This is a genomic window from Pseudoalteromonas sp. SR41-1 (assembly GCF_014164015.1).
In the GTDB taxonomy this organism is placed as follows: domain Bacteria; phylum Pseudomonadota; class Gammaproteobacteria; order Enterobacterales; family Alteromonadaceae; genus Pseudoalteromonas; species Pseudoalteromonas distincta.
Map to the genome: position 1 here is coordinate 44,874 of NZ_JACJEK010000006.1, position 22,742 is coordinate 67,615.

Annotated in this window: 22 protein-coding genes; 9 read left to right on the forward strand and 13 right to left on the reverse strand. The window is 39.6% G+C overall.

Annotated features, from left to right (window positions below):
* Positions 1-16: 16 nt before the first annotated feature.
* The 11 genes from H5118_RS06440 to H5118_RS06490 form a co-directional block, all read right to left on the reverse strand.
* Complete coding sequence (locus H5118_RS06440; RefSeq protein WP_002959122.1) at positions 17-733, reverse strand: hypothetical protein; 717 nt, start codon at positions 731-733, stop codon at positions 17-19.
* Positions 730-1,470: an iron transporter gene (locus H5118_RS06445; RefSeq protein ID WP_138490155.1), complete on the reverse strand. Its 741-nt coding sequence runs from the start codon at positions 1,468-1,470 to the stop codon at positions 730-732. Before H5118_RS06445 ends, H5118_RS06440 begins: the two co-directional genes overlap by 4 nt.
* Positions 1,457-1,810: a cupredoxin domain-containing protein gene (locus H5118_RS06450; protein WP_138490154.1), complete on the reverse strand. Its 354-nt coding sequence runs from the start codon at positions 1,808-1,810 to the stop codon at positions 1,457-1,459. Before H5118_RS06450 ends, H5118_RS06445 begins: the two co-directional genes overlap by 14 nt.
* Positions 1,803-3,116 (reverse strand): ATP-binding protein, encoded by a 1,314-nt coding sequence (locus tag H5118_RS06455; RefSeq protein WP_182748218.1) that lies wholly within the window; start codon positions 3,114-3,116, stop codon positions 1,803-1,805. Before H5118_RS06455 ends, H5118_RS06450 begins: the two co-directional genes overlap by 8 nt.
* 26 nt (positions 3,117-3,142) lie before the next feature.
* Complete coding sequence (locus tag H5118_RS06460) at positions 3,143-3,802, reverse strand: response regulator transcription factor (RefSeq protein ID WP_024595841.1); 660 nt, start codon at positions 3,800-3,802, stop codon at positions 3,143-3,145.
* A 7-nt stretch (positions 3,803-3,809) separates the two neighbouring features.
* Positions 3,810-4,457 carry a hypothetical protein gene (locus H5118_RS06465; protein WP_182720260.1) on the reverse strand — a complete coding sequence of 216 codons (648 nt, stop codon included), beginning with the start codon at positions 4,455-4,457 and terminating at the stop codon, positions 3,810-3,812.
* A gap of 21 nt (positions 4,458-4,478) precedes the next feature.
* A complete protein-coding gene (locus H5118_RS06470) occupies positions 4,479-5,249 on the reverse strand; it encodes an SDR family oxidoreductase (RefSeq protein WP_182748220.1) in 771 nt (256 codons plus the stop codon).
* Positions 5,246-5,935, reverse strand: a complete 690-nt coding sequence (locus H5118_RS06475; RefSeq protein ID WP_182720258.1) for a TenA family transcriptional regulator — start codon at positions 5,933-5,935, stop codon at positions 5,246-5,248. Before H5118_RS06475 ends, H5118_RS06470 begins: the two co-directional genes overlap by 4 nt.
* Positions 5,928-7,397 carry an AMP-binding protein gene (locus tag H5118_RS06480; RefSeq protein WP_182748222.1) on the reverse strand — a complete coding sequence of 490 codons (1,470 nt, stop codon included), beginning with the start codon at positions 7,395-7,397 and terminating at the stop codon, positions 5,928-5,930. The genes H5118_RS06475 and H5118_RS06480 overlap by 8 nt, the downstream gene beginning before the upstream one ends.
* Positions 7,394-8,047, reverse strand: coding sequence for a thermostable hemolysin (locus H5118_RS06485; protein ID WP_182748223.1), 654 nt, complete (start codon positions 8,045-8,047; stop codon positions 7,394-7,396). The genes H5118_RS06480 and H5118_RS06485 overlap by 4 nt, the downstream gene beginning before the upstream one ends.
* Positions 8,048-8,199: 152 nt before the next feature.
* Positions 8,200-10,281, reverse strand: coding sequence for a TonB-dependent siderophore receptor (locus H5118_RS06490; protein WP_182748225.1), 2,082 nt, complete (start codon positions 10,279-10,281; stop codon positions 8,200-8,202).
* 168 nt (positions 10,282-10,449) lie between these two features.
* Here H5118_RS06490 and H5118_RS06495 point away from each other — a divergent pair, with 168 nt between their 5' ends.
* The 5 genes from H5118_RS06495 to H5118_RS06515 all read left to right on the forward strand — a co-directional run bounded on the left by H5118_RS06495 (position 10,450) and on the right by H5118_RS06515 (position 14,684).
* The gene (locus H5118_RS06495; protein ID WP_182748227.1) at positions 10,450-11,073 is read left to right on the forward strand and encodes a fused MFS/spermidine synthase; all 624 of its coding nucleotides are present in this window, start codon (positions 10,450-10,452) and stop codon (positions 11,071-11,073) included.
* Positions 11,066-11,950: a spermidine synthase gene (locus tag H5118_RS06500; protein WP_182725010.1), complete on the forward strand. Its 885-nt coding sequence runs from the start codon at positions 11,066-11,068 to the stop codon at positions 11,948-11,950. Before H5118_RS06495 ends, H5118_RS06500 begins: the two co-directional genes overlap by 8 nt.
* Before the next feature lie 133 nt (positions 11,951-12,083).
* The gene (locus H5118_RS06505; protein ID WP_002959150.1) at positions 12,084-12,551 is read left to right on the forward strand and encodes a MarR family transcriptional regulator; all 468 of its coding nucleotides are present in this window, start codon (positions 12,084-12,086) and stop codon (positions 12,549-12,551) included.
* A gap of 8 nt (positions 12,552-12,559) precedes the next feature.
* Positions 12,560-13,624 carry an HlyD family secretion protein gene (locus H5118_RS06510; protein ID WP_165723799.1) on the forward strand — a complete coding sequence of 355 codons (1,065 nt, stop codon included), beginning with the start codon at positions 12,560-12,562 and terminating at the stop codon, positions 13,622-13,624.
* Positions 13,625-13,634: 10 nt separating this feature from the next.
* Positions 13,635-14,684, forward strand: a complete 1,050-nt coding sequence (locus tag H5118_RS06515; RefSeq protein ID WP_024595851.1) for a DUF2955 domain-containing protein — start codon at positions 13,635-13,637, stop codon at positions 14,682-14,684.
* Positions 14,685-14,797: 113 nt separating this feature from the next.
* Here H5118_RS06515 and H5118_RS06520 read toward each other — a convergent pair whose 3' ends face one another.
* Positions 14,798-15,955: a benzoate/H(+) symporter BenE family transporter gene (locus H5118_RS06520; protein ID WP_024605207.1), complete on the reverse strand. Its 1,158-nt coding sequence runs from the start codon at positions 15,953-15,955 to the stop codon at positions 14,798-14,800.
* A 378-nt stretch (positions 15,956-16,333) separates the two neighbouring features.
* On the opposite strand from H5118_RS06520, the gene H5118_RS06525 reads away from it, so the two are divergent.
* The gene (locus tag H5118_RS06525; protein ID WP_182748229.1) at positions 16,334-17,038 is read left to right on the forward strand and encodes a hypothetical protein; all 705 of its coding nucleotides are present in this window, start codon (positions 16,334-16,336) and stop codon (positions 17,036-17,038) included.
* Positions 17,039-17,158: 120 nt separating this feature from the next.
* Positions 17,159-17,902, forward strand: a complete 744-nt coding sequence (locus H5118_RS06530) for a zinc-dependent metalloprotease family protein (RefSeq protein WP_002959157.1) — start codon at positions 17,159-17,161, stop codon at positions 17,900-17,902.
* Between the two features lie 90 nt (positions 17,903-17,992).
* On the opposite strand, the gene H5118_RS06535 is transcribed toward H5118_RS06530, so the two are convergent.
* Positions 17,993-19,213, reverse strand: a complete 1,221-nt coding sequence (locus H5118_RS06535) for an alkaline phosphatase family protein (RefSeq protein WP_039488828.1) — start codon at positions 19,211-19,213, stop codon at positions 17,993-17,995.
* A 162-nt stretch (positions 19,214-19,375) separates the two neighbouring features.
* Between H5118_RS06535 and dgt the strand changes: the two genes are divergently transcribed.
* Both dgt and H5118_RS06545 read left to right on the forward strand, forming a co-directional pair.
* A complete protein-coding gene (dgt, locus tag H5118_RS06540) occupies positions 19,376-20,842 on the forward strand; it encodes a dGTPase (RefSeq protein WP_182748231.1) in 1,467 nt (488 codons plus the stop codon).
* A gap of 72 nt (positions 20,843-20,914) precedes the next feature.
* The gene (locus H5118_RS06545) at positions 20,915-22,582 is read left to right on the forward strand and encodes a cell surface protein (protein ID WP_182748233.1); all 1,668 of its coding nucleotides are present in this window, start codon (positions 20,915-20,917) and stop codon (positions 22,580-22,582) included.
* Positions 22,583-22,742 lie beyond the last annotated feature (160 nt).

Below are 22,742 nucleotides of genomic sequence, written 5' to 3' on the forward strand. Positions count from 1 at the left end.
CCGCTTTCCTTGGTTATTAAAATTCAAATTCTAATGCGAGCCTAAAACTATGATTTTTTTCTGATTGGCTTATCTCAGTGATAAAACCCGCTTCCCATTTTAACTGCTTTTGTCCATCAAAACGCTGCAAACCTATAAACCCAGGCCCTATGCCAACAAAGTCTTCTCCTACGTACACCTCAATAGATGGCTGAAAAGCAGAACGATAGCGATAGCGATATTGCGCTCTAAACTCGCTTTCCCATTCATTTTGAATATCCTGCCCCCACTCGTACACTAAAAAGGCATTCATAGTTAAGCTTGTTTTGCCAAACTCTTTTTCGATCACAAAACCCGAAGTTGCTTCATACACATCTTCATTATGTTTTTTTTCAAGCTCAAATAATGCCCCCCAATCAGCCCATAATTTACCTTGCTCAATTAATTGCCATCGTAGTTCAAGCTCATAAGCTTCTAAACCAAAGTCGCCGTTGTCATCTCGCTCACCAACTAAATAGCCTTCTAGTGCCATTGTATCGTTAATAGCACCGCCACCACCCAAACGCTGCGCTAGTATGTTGCCACTATCTGTTTGGTGCGACACTAACCGCCATTCAAACTCTCGCTCAAAAGGTAAAACATAGGGGTGATATACCTTATCAACAACAATTCCATCGGCCTTTGCTGGGGTTGAAAGTACCAACAAACAAAAAACGGTAAAGCTAAGCGCTAAATATAGGTTGAGTGCTTTCATACACGTTCCTTAGAAATTGAAGCCGAAATAACATAACAAAGTGATAAAAATATCACGCTACTTGTACTATATATAAGTACACTCATAAGATCCGGGGTAGCCTCGTAACCAACCAGGGCGCGCAGTACGCGCCCGAGCTCAGAGTTTTCGCTTAATACATCGCGTAAATCCCACACGGTTGCGGTGTTGGTAATTAAGTCTATTTGGCTTGCCAAATCCAGTGCAACTAATAACTTAGCCGCGCTGTTAAAAGCAAGCAAAGTAAAAAGCGGATACATACCAAAGCGGTGCTTAATTGCATTCATTAAAAAGTACAGCAATACGCTAAAACTTAAACAAATTCCAACACCTAATAAAGTGCCAATAAATAAGCTTTGCCCTGCATCATTACTTTGCCAAAAACTGGTGAGGTAAATAATATAGTGGCTTAAATACAATGTTATTGTGCTTATAACAGCAATATAAAAAGCCGCTGATTTTTGTTTTATTGCAAATACTAATACGGCTATAAATATAGTAATACATAGCCCTATTTGTGAGTACTCTAGCCCTTGATGTTCAAACCACTGGCTCACCCATGATGCACTTTGCATGTACATAAACGACATGAGCGCGCCAATTAGTAAAGCAGATCCTATTTTTAAAGCGCTTTGTTTTTTAACCACTTGTAGTAGCACTAATAAAATAGCCACAGGTAGCAATTGATTAAGACTCATGACTAAACTAGTTATTAGCATGCTGCGCCTCCTCATCACCAACTATTACAACGCCCCTTGCTGTATTAGGCGAAAACTCACCAAAAAATTCGTAATACCCTTTACTAAGCGGCCCTATATAAATAATGCTTTTACGGTTTGGGTAGAGTACTTTTTCTCTGTTTAGATCAAAGCTATCAAACTCTTCTGGTGTGCTATCTTGGTTTTCTATCAATAGTTTTACTTTTTTATTCGCGGGAATGGTAATTTGCGAGGGATAAAACAAATGATCTTTTAAAATAATAAGGTACTCTTTACTCGCCGCATTGAACGACAAAAATAGCAAACAACAAAGGCACCGATTAAATAAACGTTTAGTCACTTTTCACTCCTGTAAAAGTAACCTTAACGGTTAGTCCGCCTAAAGAGCTATTCGCTAAATGAATAGTTGCGCCATAAATAGCAATTATGTGTTGAACAATCGCCATACCTAAACCGGCACCTTGCTCGCCTGATGGATGCTGATCGCCACCTACGCGATAAAAACGATTGAATATTCGCTCTTTTTGCTCTTCAGTCATACCCGCACCAGAATCATCAATTTGCCAACTAAAGCCGTTATTACTTGATACTAATTTAATTATAATTTGACCATTTTTGGGTGTGTACTTTATGGCGTTGCTAAGTAAATTAGCGATGAGTGTGGTTAATGTAAACTCATCACCATTAATAATAAAGTCATCGCCTTCAAGACTAATGGTTTGGTTTTTTTCATCTATTTTGTCGTATTGCTCCGATACGACTTGCTGAGTAATCGTTAGTAATGATTGTTCGCTAAACTGCCTCTGCCATTGTTCAGGCTGAGTGCGCCCTAAAATTAGCATTTGTTCAACAATATTACTTAAACGATTAATGCCCTGCGACATAGCTTGTAATTCTTGATGGTCTTGCAGATTACTTTGTTTATTAGCCAAATTATGTACATTAATTTTTAAACTACTAAGTGGAGTACGTAATTCGTGAGCTGCATCTGAGGCAAAAAAGCGCTCCCGTAAGTAGGCTGTTTCTACGCGTTTAAATAAGTCGTTTAAACGATTAATAACAGGTTTAATTTCTTCGTCAGTTACTTGCCAGTTAATTGGCGTAAAGTCGTTAGCTTGGCGAGACGCCAACTGCTTAGATAATCGAGTAAGAGGGGCTAATGCGTATTTAACAAAAAAGCTAATAAAAATAGCAAGCAAAGGGACTGCCCATAGCATAGGTAACATTGCAGATAAAATAACGGCTTCAGCTAATTCAAAACGCTTTGCCATAGGTTCAGCAACGATGATTTTACGGGTGTTTTTACTCATCACAAATACCCGCATACGCTGCCCTGCTACATTGGCCGTTTGAAAGCCCTCGCTAAAACTAATTTGGTTATTCGTTAAACTCGATGAGCCACTAAGTAAATTATTATTTTGCCAAATTTGATACAACAACTGAGCGCTATTATTACTTACTTGTACTGCATCTGTGCTTAGTGCCAATGGTTGCTCAATTAAAACGCCAGCTACTATTTTAAGTTCATCATCAAGCAAACTTTCGCCGTGGTGCATACTTTTTTGATAGCCTTTTACTAATGCTAAAAAGCAAGTTAGCACCATCATTGAAAGTAAAATTAAGGTCAGACGTTTACGAATAGACATTTTCAACCTCGAAAAACAAATACACTCTAACGCTTACCAACCACGTAGCCAATGCCACGTAAGGTTTTAATAAAATCACTAGGGAATTTTTTACGAAGATGATGAATATGCACCTCTATGGCATTAGAGCCAACTTCTTCACCCCATTGGTAAAGTTTGTTTTCGAGTTGTTGTTTTGATTGTACCCTTCCCTGATTTTCCATCAGCGCTTTTAAAAGCATGTATTCTCTTCGCGGTAGCGTAAGTGACTGCCCACTTAGTTTAACTGTATGAGCAGAGGTATCCATTACTACATCACCACAGCGCAATAAGCTTGACTGAGTTTGGTTAATGCGCCGGCTTGCTACACGTAATCGAGCAAATAACTCAGCAGGGTCAAACGGCTTTGCAAGGTAATCATCTGCCCCCATATCGAGCCCTTGGACTTTGTCGTCAATACTGCCGCGAGCAGTTAAAATAACCACAGGAATAACTTTTTTTTGCGCTTTAATATGCTTTAAAACTTGCGAGCCGTCGCCATCAGGCAATCCTAAATCGAGAATAACAAGCTCAATCTCACCACTAGAAAGGCACTCTAAGGCGTGCTTTACTGTGCCACTGTGCTCTACGCTGTAGCCCTCTTGGCGCAAAGAGCGAATAAGCCCTTGCGCCACTAAATGATCGTCCTCAACGAGTAATAAATGCATTATCTGTTTATCTTTTTAATTTTTTATCTACTTTTGCCAATAGCTGACTTATTGCTTGTTGACGATATTTATCTGCTTTTGCCCGAGTATCACGAATCCCAGCAGCTTGTGCTACAACTAGTCGCACTTTAGCTTGTTTATAATCGCCTTCGTCATACAAGTATTCACCGTATAAGTAATTAGTATCAATGCCTTCGAGATTAAAAGCGAGCGCTTGTTTAAATAATTTTTCAGCTTTGTCGTCATCACCAAAACCAATTGGCCAACCAGGTACTTTGCTATAAAGCGTTGCAAGGCTTGCGTAAGCTGATCCATTTAATGCAGTGCCATCAATCGAGAGTGCATTTTCGAGTGACGCTTTTGCTTCTTTTGCTAAACCAAGTGCGCCCAAGCCCCCTTTTGCGCCAGCAAAGCTGGCTAACACAATGCCATTCCAAATATGTGTTTGCGCTGAGCTTGGATAGTTTTTAACAAATAATGCGCTTTGCTCACTTAGTTGCGTAAACGCGTCTATTTGCGCATCGCCTTCAAGTTCGTAATTAGCAATTGCCCACTTTTGTTGAATATCGGTTAAGTCTTGCGCTTCATCTGCGTTTACTGCAGTTGCAAATACAGAGGTTAGTATTAAATAAAATGCGAGTGTAAATTTATACATAATTTTGCCCTTGTGTGTTTGTTAACTTAAAAAACGTTTAATTTTAGGAAGTTGCTTTGCAATAGCGTTATCAATAACGCTTGGGAATACGCCATTTATGCGTGCAAATAATTTTTCAGGAAAACCAATAAAGCGCCTTGTTTGGTTTGAACTTATAAGTGCTAATAACTCTTGAGCAACTAATTCTGGCGAGTCCATTTTATTACCGAGCTCTTTATTCATTGCCCTCGCTTTACTGCTATTAATAGATGTATCTGTTGCTCTTGGTGCTAAATAGGTCACTTTAATGCCTGAGCCGTTAAGCTCACGCGAGAGCGCTTCTGTAAAGCCACGTAAACCAAATTTACTGGCGCAATAAAGCGTTTGAAACGGGTAGCCAATACTGCCAAACGATGATCCCACGTTAACAATGGTGCCTTTGGTATACGCTAACTGTCCTAAAAATAGCTGGCATAATTTAATAGGCACCGACAGATTAGTAATGAGCATATTATCTATTTGCTCATTACTTGTGTGCTCAATGCTTTGCATCGTATTTATACCTGCGTTATTAATAAGTAATTTAACGCCGCCGAGTTGCTTGGCTTTTATTGCTAGGTTAATACGTGCTGTATCGTCGGTTAAATCGCCCGTAAATATTTCACTGTCTGGGCATGCACGGCTCAGTTTTTCAAGAGCTTGGGTATTTCGCCCTACAAGTAGTAACTTCCACCCTTTTGCATATAGGGCTTTAGCAATCGCTTGCCCTATTCCGCCTGTTGCACCAGTGAGCACACACAAAGAACTACTCATGCCAATTTGCCTTGTGCACTTGCTTTAAAAAATGGTTCGTCATCGAGTCCACGAAATATATCGCCGTATAAACGATAAAAGCGCTTTGCACCATGAAGTATGGCTTGCTGATCCGCCTCGTCTGTTATTTGGTTCATTAGGTTTTCAAAAAACTTTACATGCTCTATATCAAGCGCGCCGTGAGAGGTTAAATAACTAAATGCTTTTTTAGGTAAACCCACAGCATTTGCAATGTTTGAAGCCGCGCCATCCGCAAGCGCTATAGAAGTGCCTTCAAGCACATGCACCATGCCAAAAAAGCTCAACGGATTTTTACGTGCAATGGAGTCGTACGCATACGACACCATCATTTCGGTAGCAAATTGCGGCTGACTACACCGTACTGTTTCTTTGTCAAAACCACAGGCTGCAATGTCATTAAGTACCCACTCTTGATGACCAATCTCTTCTTCAATATATTCTGCGACGGCTTCGCGCAGCCATTCTTGTTCGTCGGTTAATCGTGCACCAACCGACATCATTAATGGCACAGTGTGCTTAACATGGTGATACGCTTGTGCTAAAAACGAGGCGTATTCTTCAAGTGATGCTTCGCCTTTAAAAACACGCTGGATAATCGGCGCTGCAAGCAGATAGTTTTGCTCTTGTTTAGTTTGCTCTTTAAGGGTGTTGAAAAAATCACTCATTAATTACTTCTCCAAGTCGGTAAAATTGCTCAAACACAGCATGGTACTGCTTACTTATGGCATCTCGTTTTGGGCGATTATTTGTTGTTAATAATCCTTGTTGCACACTTAATGGGGCAGCTAAACGATGCCACTTTTGAATTCGAGCATAGTCGGGTAGTTGTTTATTAATCTCGCTAATGTACTGCGCTAACACTGGGTTACTTAGCTTTGTATCGGCGTAAATAATGGCACTGAGAAAAGGTCGCCCCTCACCAAACACAACCGCTTGTAAAATACCGCTTTGACTGAGTAATAGTGATTCAGGCCACTCGGCACTGATATTGCGCCCCATGCTGGTAATAATTAGATTTTTTAATCGGCCTTTAATAAATAAGGTATTTTGATGCTGTTCGACCAAGTCGCCAGTTGCATACCACTGGTTTTTGTCGTGAGGTTGATGATTTAAGTAACCTAAAAACAAATCGCCTTTTATAAAAAGCTGACCATTTTCAATTTTGGTTTGAATATGAGGTAACACAGAGCCGGCACTGTGGATGTTATCGTTTGTGGGTGTATTTAAACTAACGACAGATGCCGCCTCAGAAAGTCCATAACCTTGGTAAACCGGTAAGTTTAAGCTACGCGCTTTAACTATTAGCATTTCGCTGACACGCGCACCACCTACGGCAATAAACTGTAACGCACTAGGCGGTTGCCAACCATCTTCTGCAAAAGTAACTAAGCATGCTAATAGTTCAGGCACTAAAATAAGCGTATTTGGCTTAACTTTATCAATCGCAGCAATAAGCTGTGCGGGCTGTTTTAATGCAGTACCAACAAAGCCTAATTCATTTAACGGCATTAAATGCACTGTACCGCCACTTTTTAAAGGGGCATACACACCGGCTATATTTTCAAGCAATACAGCAAGTGGTAATAAACACAAATGAACAGGCTTTTTAATGTTAATTTTATCGCACAGAGATTGCGCTACCTGCATTTGACTCTTTGCAGATAAACACACGCCCTTTGGTTGCCCGGTTGATCCTGATGTAAATGTTACTTTTTGAGTTTCTGGGAAATAACTGACGGGTTTAGCTACAACGATTTCGTAAATATATAATGTGTAACACTCAAATAAAGTAATTGATGCAGCCGGCTCCCCAAGTAAAGGGTTTGCCGTGTCGCTCATAAATACATTAGCGCCACATTGAGCTAGTACATATTGAGTTTGTTGTTCACTAAAAAAGTGAGCAATTGGCACAGCCACTTTATTAGAAACTGCAGCAGCGGCATCAATAACAAGCCAAGCTGGCGTATTATCGAGCTTATAAGCAATACATTTGCCGTTAAAGCTATATAGTATTTTTACTACTTTTTGTATTTGCTGGTTAAACTCATCACCGTTAATTTCAAGTGTTTGCTCTTTATTATGGGCAATAATTAATGGCGGTACTGAATGTGTATTATAGTAATTCATACGTTCACCAATGCATTTACCAAAGAATTGATATTTGAGTGGTTTTGCTGCATCAAACTATAAAGCATTGGGGTATTTAATACTTGTTGGTGAGCTTGCTCTAAACTCACAACGCATACGGTAGGCTGATTAGCGTAGTAACTTCCCCAACTTAGCGGATGCTCAACAACAAAACTGTTTGCCACAGCAATTTCAGTGCAGTTAACGCCTAATAAGCGCAGCAGTGCACGCACTTTTTTAGTGGCGCAAAATACTAAATTTTTTGCTCCTACACTTTGCAGGGCTTCATTAACAACAATAAAATGCCCAAGCGTTGCTTTGCGATGTGTAGAGCATAGATTGCCAAGCTCAAATACTTTATTACGCTGTGTGTTCTCAGGTAAAAAATGCTCAATGGGCTGTGCTAAGTATTGCTCTATAAATAGAGGGGCTGTTGCTTGCCTTAAACCCAATGTGCATTGCCCTTCGTTTGTCGTGTATTGGCAAAGTAATGGCATAAAAGAGGTAAGCGTGGCGTTGTAAACGACTAAAAACCCTTCTTTAACTGTGTTTTCTAACGCACTTCTATGCTCATCATTAACGCGAGCACTAACAAAGCGTGAGTTATTTTGAATATAAACGGGTGATGAAGGTAGGTGTGCTAATTGCATAAACATCGCTCATATAAAGTGTATGTTTGTAACTTAGCGAGCGAAACTTAAAGAAAACTTAAGAAACCTTAATTTAAATAAAAAAGCGCCTTAATTATTAAATTAAGGCGCTTCAGGATGAAAACTGTTTAAAGGCTTAATAAGCTAAGCTATTAAAAATTATAAGCTATCGACATTTTAAATTGCGTAGGCGCCCCCGGATAAACCCACAAAGCGTTGTAACTACTTTGAGCATAGTCTTCATTAAAAATGTTATTAATGCTCATATTTAGCTCTGTTTTATCTGTTAAATTTAATTGACCAAACAGGCCGACCAATTGGTAACTTGGTAGTCTAAAGCTCAAATCTGCGGCATCACCTAGGCGGCTGCTGGTATATTGGTAACTTGCACCAAATTCAAGCTCTTTACCCATTAATGCTGTTTGATGGCTAAGTGTAAGGTTTAGATTGTTTTTTGGTACATTTACCAGTGGGCTGCCTTTTTCTATTGGCACGCCCCAATCGGCATTAATAATGTCGTTTGCTGTGGTGGCATCTATATAGGCGTACGATAAGTTAAATGCTGTTGCATCGGTAATATAGGTATTTAAATCAAGCTCAAACCCTTTGCTATCAGCTTTACCAATGGGAGCCGAAAAACCAACGTTTACTGGATCTGCCACTAACATATTACTTTTAGAAGCATCAAAAAGTGCCACAGTACCGTTTACACCTAAGTATTCAAACTTAGCACCAACTTCAAACGAGTCGCTGTACTCAAAGCCAAACGGGTCGCCGTTTGCATCAGTACCGCTCAGTGGTAAAAAGCCTTCAGAGTAACTGCTGTAAAAGGTTATTGTATTATTTAGTTCGTACACTACGCCAACGCGTGGGCTTATTTGGCTCTCAGAACTGGTTGAAAATACACCGCTGTTGGTTTCTAAAATATCTTGGTCTACGCTATCAAATCTAAGGCCAAGTAAAAGTTTAAACTTATCAGTGATATCCATTTGATCTTGAATGTAAATACCGTAAGCGTTTTGCTCTTCATCATTTTCATAAAGTAGCGAAACAGCAGGACGTTCACCAGAATAATCAGGCTCAAAAATATCAATAGTATAAGTGCCATTACCGCCACGATAACGAGAAAGCGCCGTGTGCAAATCGTATTTATATGCATCAATACCTATTAATAAATGATGCGAAATGCCGGCTGTATCTAAACTTCCACTAACTTCAAACTTTACACTTAAATCTTCTACTTCGTAGTCGCGATAGCGCTGCTGGCGGGTAAGTGTGCGGCCATCGTCAAATAACGATTGGCGTGACGGTGCAAGTTCTGCATCTGACGAAAAACCCGTTAAGCTAGAGTCTCGATAATTTGCACCTACAACGAGTGACCATTCCTCGTTAATATCGTGATTTAACGTAATTTGGTGGCCTCGAGAGTAAACCTGCGTATCTCCATCGTTTGGGTTACCTAAATAGCGCGAGCTTGGTAGGGTGTCAAAATCGTTATCGAGTACAACAATACCACGGTCGAATAGCTGAGCTAAATCTACGTATTCAAACTCATAAGTTACACTGGTCGATGCGTTTATTTGATGATATATAGACGGCGTAATCACCTTTTTATTGGTGTATACCTCATCGCGGTAGCTGTCACTATCTTGCCATGCGCCATTTATTCTAAACGCGGTGGTATCGTTAATGCCGCTGGTATAATCGCCTTCAACGCGATTAAAACTGTCGCTGCCTAAGCTTAGTTTTAGCTCACCTTGTGAATCAAACTGTGGCTTTTTAGTTACAATATTTACAGTCCCGCCTGGCTCTGATCGCCCATAAAGTGCTGAACCTGGGCCTTTTAGTACTTCAATGTAATCAATGTTAGATACATCACGCGGGCCGCTAAAACCACGCCCACCGCTAAAGCCATTAACTAAATAGCCCGATGGCATGTTTTCGTTACCCGAAAGGCCACGAATAGAAAAGCTATCCCACAATGCACCGCTATTGTTTTTACGTGAAATACTAGCTGAAAAATCAAGCGCATCTTGTAGTTGAGTAATTCCTTTTTTATTAAGCTCAGCACTATTAATACTAACTATAGATTGTGGCATTTGCTTTTGAGGAATATCACCGCGATAAGCTTGTTTATAAGTGACAGATATTTTTTCGATTTCTTCTTTTTGATCTTGGGCAATACTGGGCGCACTAATTCCTAGGCAGGCTAAATAAATTAAAGAGTACTTCATGTGATTGATTAACTAAGCAAGTGTTATAGTATAACAAAATTGTAGCATGTGTTACTTTATAACAAAACTTCTTTTTAAAAAATCACTGAGCGATTAATTAATGCACTAGCGACTGCCGTGTCATCACGTTAGTATAGTGTTCTACTTAAGTTACATAACGATAATTACATGAGCATAAAAACAAACGCGTTAATTTACTTTTTAGCTTTTTGCAGCGGTTTTTGCATTATGGGGATTGAACTTTTAGGAGGGAGAATTCTCGCCCCTTTTTTTGGTAGTAGCGTACATATTTGGGGCAGTATAATTACAGTATTTATGCTTAGTTTATCTTTTGGGTATTTACTTGGCGGTAAACTCAGCACTAAAAATGCATCACTTACCAAATATGGTTTAATATTTTTAATAGCCAGCATTATGGTGGTGCCTATTACATTATTTTCGCAGCCAATAATGGAATTTATATTTACCCATATTGAAGATAGCCGCTACGGCTCACTCTTAGCGTCAACTGCTTTATTTTTTATACCTACCGTTATTTTAGGCATGATCTCGCCCTACTCTGTGCGCTTACTAGTAACCGATAGAGATAAAAGCGGCCAAGTCGCTGGGCGTTTATACTTTGTAAGTACGCTTGGCAGTGCACTGGGTACTATAATTACCTCGTTTTACTTTGTACTCGCGTTTGACGTAAATACTATTATTAGCGCCTTTGCTCTAACGCTTGGGTCACTGGGTTTAGTCGCGATTTTAATTAATACCTTGGCTAGTAATAAGGAGCTTGCTCATGCTTAAATATCTACTACTGCCGTTAATTGCATTTTCGGGTTTTGCGTGCAGTAAAGTTATCCACGAAGAGCGCTCGCTTTATCGCAATATTATTGTTGAAGAAACGAGCGACTTACGTTGCCTTAAATTTAATACTAAAAGTAGCCAAACAAGCCAAAGCTGTATGTATAAAAACAATCCCGACAAACTTGTTTTTAATTACACTAAACTTACTTTTGCGAGCCTTTTAGTAGCCGATAATCCTAAAAATGTACTTATTATAGGATTAGGAGGCGGTACGCTTTCTAACGTTATTCATGAGCTATACCCCACTGCAAAAATTCATAATGTTGAAATAGATCCCGCAGTAACTAAAGTTGCACGCGATTACTTTAACTTTATAGAAAACGATTTAGTGACATCAAGCGTGCAAGATGGCCGTATCTTTATAAAACGTGCCGCAATTAAAAAACAAAAGTACGATTGGATTATTTTGGATGCATTTAACGGCGACTATATTCCGGAGCATTTGCTTACTAAAGAGTTTTTTGAAGAAGTACAAAGCGTATTAGCCGAAGGCGGCGTTATAGCTGCAAATACGTTTTCAAGTAGTAAACTTTATGAACATGAGTCGGCAACTTACCACGCTGTATTTGGCGACTTTATAAATGTAAGTCGCGAAAATCGTAGTAATCGTATTATTTTAGCGGGACTTAAATCAATGCCGAGCGAAGCGAAAATTGACACACGTGTAAATGCTCTCGCCCCTAAATTAGTAAAATACGGTATAGACATAAAAGCAATTAGCCAATTTATGCAATTTACTAAAAACGACCAAGATTGGCCCGCAGATACAAAAGTACTTACCGATCAATACTCCCCAGCTAATTTACTTAACTTTTAAACTCCTGCTAAACCTCACCATTTCTACAAGTGAGGTTTAGCAGATATTTTACCATTTCCCGCACTTACACATATTTACTTAGCAAGCTAAGTAATGATAAAATAGTTAGCTTGCTAACTATGTTGGGATGGCTATGCCTACACACAAACCTTTTCACGAAACGCTCGATTTAACTGTTATCGGTAATATGGGCCGAGTTCATCGCTTATGCCGCGAAGCGGTAACCATTGCGGTTGAGCCTTTAGGGCTTACTCAATCGCGCTGGACTGCACTAATGCATATTAGTATGCGTGGTGAGGGACTAACACAACTTGAACTTGCTAATAGCTTAGGGATAGAAATGCCCTCACTGACTCGTACACTTAAGCAATTAGAGGAGCAATCGTTAATCGTTCGCCGTGTAGACAAACATGATAAGCGCAGTAAAAGACTCTATTTTACTGAGCAAAGTGATGCCATTTTACATTCATTGCAAGAGACTATTTCCGATATAAAAAATCAGTTATACAGCGGTTTATCTGTTGAGCAACTAGATGCGATTGCATTTGGTTTGATCAAAATGGAGCAAAACGCCCTTAAATGTATTCAAGTTAATAAGTAAGGCTAAAAATGACACCGGATCAAAAGTTTGCACGCTATGTAAGGTTTTCTCTCATAGGATTTATCTTAGTATTTATTTACTATTTAGTGGCCGATATGGTTTTGCCTGTGACACCACAAGCACGTGTTTATCACCCTGTTGTGCAAATATCACCGCAAATTAGTGGCCGAGTCACTAGTGTGCAAGTTAGTAATAACCAATCAGTTAAAGCAGGCGATATATTATTTAGTATCGATGAAGGCCCATATAATTTAGCTAAAGAACAAGCTCAACTCGCCCTTGATGATGCCAAATTACAAAATAAACGCCTTGATACCAATGTTAAAGCGCTTGAGGCACAAATAAGTGCTGCAAACGCTAAACAGCATGAGCAAAAACTATTAAAAAGCAGAGGCGAAAAGCTTTATAAGCAAAAGTCTATATCGGAGCAAGAACTTGAAAGCATTCGTGCTAATTTTGAAGCGAGTAAAGCAAATGTTGCAGCCCTTGAAGCGCAGTTAGCTGAAGCGGTTTTAGCTAGAGGTGACTCAGGGAACAAAAACTTAGCCATGCGCCACGCTGCTAACCAGTTAGCGCAAGCTGAGCTAAATTTATCCTACACAAAAGTGCGCGCATTAAGTGACGGCGTAGTTGCTAACTTACAATTATTAAACGGCGCATACGCAGTTGCAGGCAGCCCGTTATTAGCTATTGTTGCTAAAAAGGCAGATTTAGTTGCCGACTTTAGAGAAAAGTCACTCACAAATATGAAGCAAGGCACCCAAGCGCGCGTAGTATTTGATAGCCGTCCAGGTGAAGTTTACGACGCAATACTTGAAACATTTGAAGCAGGCGTTAGCAGTGGTCAACTTAGTGCTAATGGTTTACTAAGTACAACAGAAACCAGTAATCGTTGGGTGCGTGATGCACAGCGTCAACGCATTCACTTAAAGCTCATTAATCATCAAGACTTAATAGCAAACATGCCTAGTGGCTCACGTGCAACAGTACAATTATTACCTGAATCAACAATTGGGCAATGGTTTGGCTCTGCACAAATCAGGTTTATTAGCTGGTTACACTACATTTATTAATGGAGGCTTTATGACTCAAATTGTTAGCCAAGGCCCACAATTAGACTCCAATGGCCTTCGCCAAGCACTGCGCATTGCAGGTGGGTGTACCCTTGGCTTTACTATTAGTGAATTAATGAACTGGCCCAATGGTATATTTTTTACCGTTTATCCTATGTTGATATTGGGCATGGTACCTACGTTAAGTCGTGGGCTTATAAATCAATTTATAGCATCTGCTGCATTTAGCGCACTTATAGTGCTGATAATGCAGGGATTATTTTCTCACTTACCAGTCGTTATGACATTGTTAGTGTTTGGTGTTTTCTGCTTTTTATTTCATAAAATGAGTAGCGGTAGTGCCTTTTTATTTGGCGCTTTAGGCGTGATCAGTCTTTCTATTCAGCTGCATTTTTCCAGCTATGTTGATCAAGGAAGCAGTATTTATCCATTAATTTTAACTAATGGTTTGGCTATATTTTTAACCGTTATTATTGGAGCATTAATGCATGGCCTATTTCCTGATGTAACCGCAAGGCCCGGGCGAGTAATGCCAGCTAAAGCAAAAGAAAGTATTCGCCATGAGGTATTGTTATGCTCAACCGTGGCTACGCTCTCTTTTGTTGTTTTTCAGGTTCTTGATTTACAAGACTCAATATCTGCGCAGGCAGCTTCTGTGCTTATTTTATTTTCGTTGTGCTGGAAAGCCGCAGGTATGGCCGGTTGGCAGCGAGCAATTGGAACGCTTATAGGCTGTAATGCAGCGTTACTATCGCAACTATTTTTGTATAGTCACTCTGATTTTTTACTTTTTCCGATGGCTATTTTGTGGATACTTTCGTTTGTTTTTGCGCGCTTTCATATTTTAGGCGGAGGCATACCTGGCATTGGTTTTGGTGTATTGACTACATTTGGTATTTTGTTTGGAAATTCACTCGGGCCAGGCCAAGATCTTGTTTATAGTGCAATGTACCGGTTTAGTTCGGTATCTGTGGCTATAATCTTAAGCTTATGTGTTGTGTATGTTATGCACCATATACTTAATCGGTTTAGCGTAACTCGCCATCATACTTATGATTAGATAAACCCTGTTTGTAAAACTAAAGGCTGCAATTGCAGCCTTTTTAATAAGCTTGGTTAAACTATTTTAATCATCTATATGAGCAATAATTTCGCTTTACATATTCACAGTTTTTAGTCTTTCCTGGTGATAATAAGCGTTAGCACACCCGCTATAATCCCCCAAAAAGCAGACCCCACTGAAAGTAATGTTAAGTTAGATGCAGTTACTAAAAAAGTGACTATTGCGGCCTCAGTATATTCAGTACGACTAAGGGCTTGCTGCAAACTATTAGCAATGGTGCCAAATAGCGCAATGCCCGCCAAAGCTAAAATAAGTGCCTGCGGTAAACTTGCTACCAAGCCAACTAATGTAGCTGCGCACAACGCCATTAAAATATAAAATACGCCAGCCGCTATACTCGCCCAATAACGTTTATCATGATTTTTATCCGCTTCATCACTCATACAAATAGCTGCGGTAATCGCGGCTAAATTAATAGAGTAGGCTCCAAAAGGAGCGCTAAGCATATTTACAAAGCCAGTAACATTAAGAGATGCAGATATAGGCGCTTTATATTTATGTGCTTTTAAAACCGCAATACCCGGTAAATTTTGCGAAGTCATGGTAACTATATAAAGTGGTAAACCTATACTAATACATGCTTGCAAGTGGAAAGCGGGTTCAATATAAGCAAATTCGCTCATTTTCCAGTGCAGTGCGCTGGTATCAATATGGCCCATTTGCCAAGCGAGTAATACACCTATAATAAGCACGCTTAACATAGCAAAGCGGGCAAAAAAGCGTTTACCAATAAAGTACATAACGACCATTAAGCCAATTACTAAAGGCATGTCGTTCATAAAATTAAACACATCGATACCAAAGGTAACAAGCACGCCTGCCAACATGGCGCATGCAAGCTCACTTGGAATACGGTTCATTATTTTTTCAAACCAGCCCGTAACCCCCGACAAAAACACGAGCAATGCACTGAGCATAAACGCGCCAATAGCCTCATTTAAGTTATACCCTTGGGCACTTGAAATAAGTAATGCAGCTCCCGTGGTAGACCACGCAATTAAAACAGGTACTTTGTAATAGTACGATAAACCAATTGACGTTGTGCCCATCACTAAACCGAGCATTAAAATCCAACTAGCTACTAAATCGGGCGTACCACCAAGGGTTATCACTACCTGATAAATTAATGCAATAGAACTCGAAAAACCAATAATTACCGCCACAAGTCCTGCTGTAATTCGGTTAAGCAACTGATCAGACACCTTCATAAATTCCTCGTAATGCATTTATGCAGCACACAACATACGTGCCCAATAATTACATTGCAATTAGCGATTGGTTTACAAAAGGTGAAATAAATTCACTTTTTATTTTTCATTGTAATTAACGTCAAAAAGTCACTTTTAGCCATTGTATTTAACTAAACAAACAAGTACCTGTAACTGCGCCAAAGCCCGCGTAAACACTACTAAAAACCAATACTAAAAAGAGCAAAAAACACACCAAAAATAAATATCCTTATATTTTATAAGGAATTATAAAATTAAGAAATAATTCTTTTCGGTTACATTTATTATCTTGATCTAATCCATTTAATAATATAAAACGTAACAAATAGTTAACCAAAAACACTAAAAGAGAAACAAATGAAGAGATCTGTCGTCTTACTAATTGCTATACCATTATCGGCATTTGCAGTTTATGGGCTATTTTTTAATGCAGATGAAACGGGCGAACCTATCGCGCCTGTTGCTATTGATTTTGTTCCTATTGATTTACAAAAAACGCGCAATACGCATCCCCCTGCACCTATTGATATGAGTAAAGATCCAATTACCGTTAAACCCATTGTAGCCCCTGACAACAGCTTACCGTTTGAAGAATTTGATGCCGTAAATCGCCTATCAGACAAAGCAAAGCAAGTGCTTATAAACGCAAAAGTTTTACCTACCGACTTACATAACGAGGCCTATATTGAGTTTGATTTAAATTCTTTACAGGCGTTAGAGACTGGCGAAAACTTTGATTTAGCTATTCCGCAAACAGCCGAAACATTCACCGCAGAAGTGACTAATGTGGTTGAGTCTGAAAATGGCGATAAGAGCATATTTGGTAAAATAGTGGGTGTTGACGGTCGCATGCATAATACCGTTTTAACAGTAGGTAAAGATGCCGTATATGGCCAATTTACTGCACCTTCTGGCAACTATGTATTCGAAAGTAAAGGTAAGTACGGATGGATTGCAGCAAAACGCGATTTATATAAAAGCCACATAGAGCATGAAGTAACCGCACCAAAGCCCAAATCAGATAAAAACATCGATATATTTGCACCAAAAATTGATGGCTAACCAAAAAGTATAAAAAGCAATTAAAGCCGCACTATAAGGCAGCTTTAGTGTGTCTGCTTTTTATGATCTCAACCAAGTTAAAAACAGTTCCAACCACAACAAGAGTAAGGAAATACAATAATGAAAAAAGTAATCACAACAACCGCACTGGCTGCGGCATTATGTGCAGCAAGTGTTGCACAAGCAGAAACAATCGATATCGGTATTTTATATACCGACCAATCAGCTGCTGCAACTAGTAATATTGACACTAAAATAAATCAACTAATTGCTTTTAGTAATCAGGTATATAGCCAAAATGGCGTTGATATAACACTACGCTTAGCTGGCAAACAAAACTTAGGTGACTACGCAGTAACGCCGTCTGAGGATTGGTTAGATTCGGTTACAAATAGCAGCTACGTAGATGGTTTACGCAGCGATTGGAAAGCCGACATGATTGCCGTATTAGGTACTGGCCAAAGTGCTGGCAATGGGCTTATTTCATGTGGTTTAGCGTGGGTTGGCCAAGGCACTAATGGCAATCTATATAGCTCAATGAGCAGCCGTATGTACTCAATCACTGCAATTGATTGTGGTGCAACTACATTTGTACACGAACTTGGTCATAACCAAGGTTTAGCGCATTCACGCAAACAAGGTGACACATCTGGCGGTGTATATGTAGATGGCATGGGTCATGGCGTACAAAATGAGTTTGCAAGTATTATGGCTTACCCGCACGTTTACGGTAGCGCAACTCAGTACGATTACTTCTCTAACCCTAACTGGAGCGTAAATGGTATTGCTTTTGGTATTACAAACCAAGCGTATGCAATTCGCACGGTTACTGCTACAAAAACAAGTATTGCTAACTTTAAATAAGTAGCGCATTAAAAAGTGGGCTAAATAGCCCACTTTAAAGTTTTAACATGTTCTTCCCTGCAGAGCGCTTACGCGCTCTTATAGATTAAGCTAATGCACAACCACTTTTTGCTTAATTGCTGGCATTAATGTTTTACCATTGCCATCTACTTTGTTTAACAATTTAAGCCCCATCACTTTTGCAAGTACTGGGTAGATATCAAGGTTACTCACTTCTTTAAGGCTTATACCTTGTTTAAATGCAGGGCCTACAGCAATAAATGATGCTGCCATATCCTCGGTATATGCATAACCGTGAGTCCCTAAATAGGTTGGTTTTTTACCATTGGTAAATACCGCTGGTGCTGTAGTTTGCACCACAATATCGCCTACGCGAGTGCCTTTATTGTAATGGTACGCTGCTAACTGCTCGTCAGTTAATACTGTATAACGACCGTTTGCTGCTTTTTGTAAACGAGCTTTATAGCCGGCTATATCCGCATTTATTGCATCGGGTTGAGTGTATATGAGTAAACGTGGACCGGTGTTTTTAACTAAAAAGTTTTCATCTTGAGGCAGTGTGGTTACATCAATACTTTTATCTGGATCTATACTCGCCATACCATGATCCGAGACAATAACTAAGTTTACCTCTTGCTCTAATTTACTTAAGCGAGTTTGTAATTGCCCCATTAATTCATCAAGCTGTTTAACTGCATCTCGCGTTTGTGGTGCGTCTGGTCCAAACTCATGGCCCATGCTATCAACTAGCGAAAAGTAACTCGCAATAAAACGTGGGCGCTGTGCTTTTGGCAAACTTAACCATTGAATAATTTGATCAACACGGCTTTGGTAATCGCTGTATTTAGAATAGTGATAAAAGTAATCTGGTGTCATGCCGTTAAATAATGCATCTGACTCAGGCCAAAAATAAGTAGCCGATTTAAGCCCCTGCATTTTTGCTAAATTCCAAAGCGGAATCCCCTTCACCCAAGTGCTATCGCCCAATGCTTTGCCCATGCTGTAACAGTCGTTTTTACGCGCTTTATCACAAAAGCTATTATCAACAATGCCATGATTTACTGGCAGTAAGCCCGTAATAATAGAAATATGGTTAGGAAATGTTTTTGTCGGATAAACAGGTATTAGTTTTTGTGCGCGAACACCGCGCTCGGCCATTGCTTTTAAATTTGGCGCACCGTGTTTTTCAATATAATCCCAACGCAGGCCATCAATTGATACAAGCACCACAGTTTGCTCTTTTGCAGCAAATGCGCTGTTCATTCCTAACATTAGGCAAATTGATACTGCCTTTAAAATCCACTGTTTCATTATAAACACCTATAAATGCACAACAATTACTCAAAAAATTATTTTAAAGCAAGTTGTTACTTTATGATACAAACTGATAGATTAAACCCTGTATATTAAAGACAAATGACTATGTGCTAAAAACTATGCCAGTCATCAATTGTAAAAAGGATAAGTATAAAGATGACCATAGATTTTAGTAAAAAAATAACGCCAGCACGAATGTATCGCACAACCTCTAACTTACAAATGGCGCTAGAAAGCGACCGTGGCCGTATTATTAACAGTGCCGCTATTCGCAGGCTGCAGCAAAAAACACAAGTGTTTCCCCTTGAGCGCAACGCAGCTGTTCGTTCGCGCTTAACTCACTCGCTTGAGGTACAACAGGTTGGTCGTTTTATAGTGCAACGTATTTTTGCAAATTTAAGCTACCAACAACAAAAAAATTACGGCTTAACCGACCTAGAACGCCCCCTAGAAAGCTTAGTAGAAATGGCCTGCCTAATGCACGATATAGGCAACCCACCGTTTGGACATTTTGGCGAAGCTGCAATAAACCACTGGTTTAATAACAACCTAGCAAGCGTAACACCCGAGCGCTGCAAAGAGCCCAATACCGGTATAGGTGTTGTTTTTAAACACCTTGCGCTTGATATTTGTAACTTTGAAGGCAACGCTCAAGGCATACGTATAATTCATTCGTTGCAAACGCTTAATTTAACTTACAGCCAAAGTGCTGGTATTTTAAAATACACTCGCCCTGCAGGGCTTGATACAAAAGATATACCGCAAAATAAAAACTACTTAATGAAGAAAGTGGGTTACTACTACAGCGAAAAAAACTTTGTTGAAGCGCTACAAAAAGAGCTCACTATTGAGCAATATTGCCGCCATCCAGCAAGTTATATAATGGAAGCCGCCGACGACATTTCGTATTGCCTAGCCGATATAGAGGATGCTGTTGAAAAAGGGATCATAAGCACCGAATTCTTATGTACACAGCTTAAAAGTCATTATAAAAAAGCACTCATAAACCTAACAATAGACGACACAGAGCACCAAACTTTTGTAGATAAAGCAGTTGACTACGCACATGAGCGCGCCAAAGCACAACCGTATAACTTTAACAGCGAATTTTTTATATACCTGCGCGTAGCACTTTTACATCCGCTAGTTGGACATGCTGCAAAACGCTTTATTGAGAACATAGAACCTATTTATCATGGCGATTTTAACCAAGCACTTTTAGAAGATAGAAGTCATCTACACGCTGTAACCAAAATGCTAAAGCAAGTGGCACTTGAGCATGTATTTTCAAACAAAGAAGTCGAAAAATTAGAGCTACAAGGGTATCGCATAATTAATGGTTTGCTCGATTGCTATAAACCATTACTGCTACTAAACAAGGATGACTTTAAGCGTGCACTAAATGGCGATTCACGTTTATTAATAGAGTCGCGACTTGTTAAAAAGCTCTCTAAAAAGCACTTAAACAGTTACCAACACGCAATAGATGCGATGCAAGAAGAGCCCGATCACTTTGCGGCGTACGAATTTTATTATCGCTGTAGATTAATTCAAGATTATATAAGCGGTATGACCGACCAATTTGCTTACGATGAATATCGCAGCCTTATGGTTATTGATTAGTCGTATTACTCTGGATAATTTTTAATTTTGCGCTTAAAATCAAACTATTAATATTTAAGCGCGCATAACTTCATGATATCAAAACTAATTAGATTTACCCTTTGCTTTGCCTTATTTTATAGTGCGCAAAGTGCTGCATACAACGAAGCTATGTGCATTTTAATTAAACAAGAAATGCAGCAAAATAGTAATAATAAAGCGAGTCAAAAATACCGTAAAGCTGCGCGTGATTACAAAAATAACTGTAATAAGCCAAAAGAAATTCAAGCACAACCTAAGCCACAAATAATAGAGCCTGAGCCGACTATTATTACTCAGCCACAACCTAAAATTGTTGAACCTGCCCCTGTAATTAAACCTACTGAAGAAGCTGTTAAAGAAAGCATCAACGAGCAAACCCTTAATTTAACTAATGATCAAAAACAACAAATAAACGATCAGCTAAATACCAACAGTAACGAAATAGTAATTGATGCAGAGCCAACAAAAGCAGTACCCGAGCAAGTAGTTACAGAGCAAAAAAACGAAGCTGTGATAGAGCAAGTAAAACCTGCGACGCCAGAGCAAAACGTTCAACCTACGCCTGAAAATCCTGTACTTGTAAAACCAGCACCGGTGTTAACTAAACCAGCGCCTGTAATTGCGCCGCAACCTATAGCACAAAGCCCAAGCTCGTTACTTTTACCCACTTTAATACTTGTTATAGTGGTACTTATTGGCGCTATGATAGTCGTGCGCCTGCGCCGTGCAAAACAAAGTAAAGTGATGGCAGAACCGAGTATAGCGGCTCCACCTGAAGTTAAATCAGAAAAAATTGCTACGCCAGCTAAACCTGAAATTAAAGCAACAAAGCCAGTACAAACAACAAAAGAGCCAGAGATTGAGCCTGTTGTTATCAACGAAGTAACTCAAAATAATAAACCAGTTGAGAGCAGCGTAGAGGCAAATGAAGAGCCTTTAGAGCCTACGAACACTTCACAAAATGCTGATATTGAACATACACCACCGCAAATTTCAGATGAGCAAAACAACGTAGCTACACAAGTGCAAACAAGCGAAATTGAGCCTACACCGCTTAACTCAATTGATACTTTAGGGCAAACAAGTACCGCTACATTTAACGAAGTAAAACAAAAACCAGAGCCTAATACAGCCGAGTTTGAAGCCGCCGCCAAAACAACCTTAGAGCGTATTAAAAATGCCAGCAGCTTTAATGAGCCCGAAGTACGCGACTTTGATCCAGATGCAAAGCCTGTAAAAAAACAACGTAAGCACCATACTGCTCATATAACGGAGCCTGCGCCAATAGAAGCCGAACATAACACTGTAGAGCCGGTTATTAGTACTCCTGAGCCAGTAACAGCGAGTGAGCCGGTTGTAGATTTACACGCACCAGAGAAAATTGCTGACGCTCAATCGACTACATATACAACAGAGCAAGACTTTAAAGAACCAGAGGTACGTACATTTAACCCAGATGCACCATTACCTGGTGAAAAGCCGATGCCTAAAAAACAAAGCTCAACACCTGAGCAAGCACAAACAACACCGCCAGTTGATGAGCCACAAAGTGAGCCTAAAAAAGCAGACAGTAACAATCCATTTGCTAACTTATCGTTAGACTCAAGCTGGGATCCTGACTCAACTGAAAAACCCAAAATAGAAGAGAAAAAACGCGCGCCTAAATCGCAAGCATTAATAGATGCAGAAGAACGCGCTAAAAACATGCAAACCAAATAGTAAGTTTTAAAGTAGCGCCTCATATTTGAGGCGCTGTTTTAGTAACTAAATAATTAACTGCTTTTTTACCGTATTACTTACACTCTTATCCCATCCTAAAATGCGCTTTAGTAATTAGGAGCTTCGCTCCTTGCGCGAGCAAGTTCAGCGCCTGGCGCAA